Source organism: Candidatus Magnetobacterium casense (genome assembly GCF_019173545.1).
Classification (GTDB): Bacteria; Nitrospirota; Thermodesulfovibrionia; order Thermodesulfovibrionales; family Magnetobacteriaceae; genus Magnetobacterium; species Magnetobacterium cryptolimnobacter.
The window spans coordinates 1-3222 of record NZ_JABXWD010000379.1; the positions used below are offsets into that span (position 1 = coordinate 1).

5 protein-coding genes are annotated in these 3222 nt (G+C 49.4%); all 5 read left to right on the forward strand.

Translation table 11 applies throughout. The features are described 5' to 3' along the window. Positions 1-485, forward strand: a 485-nt coding sequence (locus tag HWQ67_RS15120) for a S4 domain-containing protein (protein ID WP_255317313.1), incomplete at its 5' end; no start/stop codon positions are given. Between the two features lie 94 nt (positions 486-579). Beyond that, positions 580-873, forward strand: a complete 294-nt coding sequence (locus tag HWQ67_RS15125) for a hypothetical protein (protein WP_218253525.1) — start codon at positions 580-582, stop codon at positions 871-873. A gap of 10 nt (positions 874-883) precedes the next feature. Next, positions 884-1648, forward strand: a complete 765-nt coding sequence (locus HWQ67_RS15130; RefSeq protein ID WP_218253526.1) for a FlgO family outer membrane protein — start codon at positions 884-886, stop codon at positions 1646-1648. Continuing rightward, complete coding sequence (locus HWQ67_RS15135; protein ID WP_218253527.1) at positions 1638-2258, forward strand: FlgO family outer membrane protein; 621 nt, start codon at positions 1638-1640, stop codon at positions 2256-2258. The genes HWQ67_RS15130 and HWQ67_RS15135 overlap by 11 nt, the downstream gene beginning before the upstream one ends. Before the next feature lie 97 nt (positions 2259-2355). Beyond that, a partial coding sequence (locus HWQ67_RS15140; protein WP_218253528.1) for a TRM11 family SAM-dependent methyltransferase occupies positions 2356-3222 on the forward strand: 867 nt, incomplete at its 3' end.

Genomic DNA, 3222 nt, shown 5'->3' on the forward strand with positions numbered 1-3222 from the left:
AACCGGCAAAGGAAATCTACGGCAAACTGATGTCCACAACGGACGAATTGATGCTCAGGTACTACGAGCTGTTAAGCCACATTTCGGTGGAGGAACTCAATGCGCTAAAGGCCGGCATAGCAGACGGCTCCGTGCATCCCAAGAAGGCCAAGGAGGCCCTGGCCATCGAGCTTACGGCGCGGTATCACTCCATGAACGAGGCTCAGAGGGTGCAACAGGAGTTCGACCAGGTGTTTAAATCACGGCAACTGCCCGATGAGATCGAACAACGCTCTATCCCCTGGAGTGCTCAACAGATGTGGGTGCCACAGATAATGAAGGACGCCGGTCTTGTCACAAGCACCGGGGAGGCCATGAGACTCATCAAACAGGGCGGGGTACTCATCGATGACGCAAAGGTCACAGACACAAAGGCCACTCTGCCTCAGGGCCAATACGTCTTCAAAGTCGGCAAGCGAAAATTCCTGAAGATCAGCCCCAAATGACAATACTTAAGTTTTGAAACCAAACTACAGATATATAATGTTAAGTAAGCTGGTATAGGCTGATGTATTTATTTATGCAACGGAGGTTGTTTTGATGAAGAGAGTGGTTTTGGTTTTGTTTGCAAGCATGTTGCTTGCCGGATGTGTGGTGTATCATGATGCTTCGCTCCTTGACCCGTACTACAGGGGCTGTCATTATGAAGCAAATGGAAACTGGGTATGCGGCTATGACAGAGGCTACAGTATAACGGCTGATACTTGTTGTGATTATCCGGTGGCTTACAGGACAAAGATGCGTGAGTATGAGGTGCCGGTCTATCGGCCATATCCGTATGGTCCGCACTATGGTCCGTATTATCCCTATTATGGTCCTTATTATCCTTATTGAGGTGAATATAATGAACAAGATAGATACAGGTATGTTTTGGAGAATAGTTAATCTTATAGCCGTAGTGATTTCCGTGTTTATAATGTTATCGTTTATGAACGTCTTGCCGTCCTTTGGTGAGCAAATCGAAGATAAGGACACCGTCTACGTAGAGGACACAAGAGGGCCGGTGCTGAGACCGGTGGCGGATAAGGTGGTCGTACACGACGCCCCCTACTATGACCCCTACAGGCCACATATGAGAAAGATTTCAAGGCCCGTCCCGCTTGAAATCTACAAGAGCGTCAACCCCATGGGCAACCTCAACGCCAATATGATATATCTTGCAGACCAGCTCAAACGCAACGTCGATATGCAAGACGTCAGCCTTCCGATCATCGTGACGTCGTTTCAGAACCTGGACAACCTCAAGGAGACAAACCGCCTGGGCAGACTCATAGCCGAAAGCCTGATCCACGAATTTCAGGTCAGACACTGGACGGTCATAGACATCAGACTTGTAACAGACGTGATCATGAACGATAGCGGTGAGTTCTCCCTCAGCAGGGACATCAAAAAGGTCAAAGACCTCTACAACGTAGGCGCTATCGTCACGGGCACGTACAGCATAGCCGAGGATTGCATAGTGGTCAATGCCCGCCTGATGAACATCAATACCGGCGTGGTGCAGTCCAGCGGTCAGGTGGCAATTCCCTTTGGCGGCATCGAAAGCCTCATGCAGCGATACACGCAGCCCAAAAATATGAAAATAAAGGGCGAAAACTTTGAGAAATAGGGCACTGCTCTCAATAGCCCTTGGAATCCTGCTGGTGCCGGCGCTGTTGCTGGCCAGCGGATGTGGCGGTGTGTTCAATGAGGTGTCATCGACATTTCGCTGCCGGGACAGGGCCGCATACAACGACGATATAATCGTGCAGTTGAAACTCAAGGACGTCTTTGACGAAGTGGCGGCGGAACTCTGCAGTGCTTCCTGTGCGCAGGGTTGCCTGCCAAACACCCCCGGATGTGTCGGCAAGACGATCATAGTGACCGACTTCGTTGACATAGTGACCCTCATGCCACGCGGGGCAGGGCTCTTTATGAGCGAACTGATGAGAAACAGCATCAACAACACCTGTTGTTACAAGGTCGTGCAGGGCGAGTTCCGGAGCTACTTCAAACTCTCGCCGGATGGCCTGGTGGCATTGACAAGAAATCCCAACGAAATAAAGTCCGACGAATACGCACACAGCGAAGGCATCGTCGGCACATACAAGCTCACCGATGGCAGGTTGTACCTGTTTGTGCGTCGCATAAACGTCCACACGGGAAATATCTCCAAGTTCGTAACCAAGGAGATATCATACAAGTGCATGGGCGATATGATCATCAAATCCGTAAACTAGGTGACTGATTCCAGACTGTCGCATTGTCTTATTGCGCTGATTCAAATCCTTAATATACAATAGACAACACCGGGGGCATTGTTCCCCCACTTATTAAATGAATCAAGACATAGAAAAACTAATATTACAAGATAAGAAAAAAGGCCTGTCTGATAAAGATATTGGTAGCAAATACGGGGTCACACTCAAGGTCATTGAGAGGATTGTTACCAGGGAGTTTGGTGTAAACATATCCAATCCAGCCAATCAACTGCTCCCTTCCACCAAAAAAGACATAAAGACAATTACCCCAAAGGGCTTTGCCGTTGAAAAGACAACCGTCTGGAGCTTTAAGTCACGCGGCACCTGGGCCACACACAATGGCAATTACCGTGGAAACTGGTCGCCTTATATCCCGCGAAACGTTGTCTTAAGGTATTCAAAGAAGCACAACCTAGTGCTTGATTACTTCTGCGGTGCCGGCACCACCGGGGTTGAGTGCAAGCTGCTCGACAGAAACTTCATCGGGATAGACATCAACGCCGCCGCCATAGGGCTTGCCACCGAAAACATGGACTTTGACCCGGGACAGGACCATGACGATACCAGCGCGGAGCTTTTTGTTGGCGATGCAAGGGACCTCAACCGTATCGGCGATGCCACCGTAGACCTGATCTGCGCCCATCCCCCATATGCCGATATTATCCGCTATACACACAATAACGACAAAGACCTGTCGGCTTATGGTGTAGAAAGATTCCTCGATGAGATAGACAAGGTGGCACGTGAGAGTTATCGGGTGTTGAAGCGCAGCGGCCATTGCGCGATATTAATAGGGGATATGCGCAAAAATAAAAACGTGATCCCGCTTGGCTTCCGTGCCATAGAGAGATACCTGATGGCCGGCTTCGTACTCAAGGAATTGATAATAAAGAGGCAACACAATTGCAAAACGACCGGGTTTTGGTACAACAACAGCGTAAAA

Coding starts and splice junctions, on each gene's coding strand:
- HWQ67_RS15125 (WP_218253525.1), top strand. CDS start 580: ATGAAGAGAGTGGTTTTGGTTTTGTTTGCAAGCATGTTGCTTGCCGGA.
- HWQ67_RS15130 (WP_218253526.1), top strand. CDS start 884: ATGAACAAGATAGATACAGGTATGTTTTGGAGAATAGTTAATCTTATA.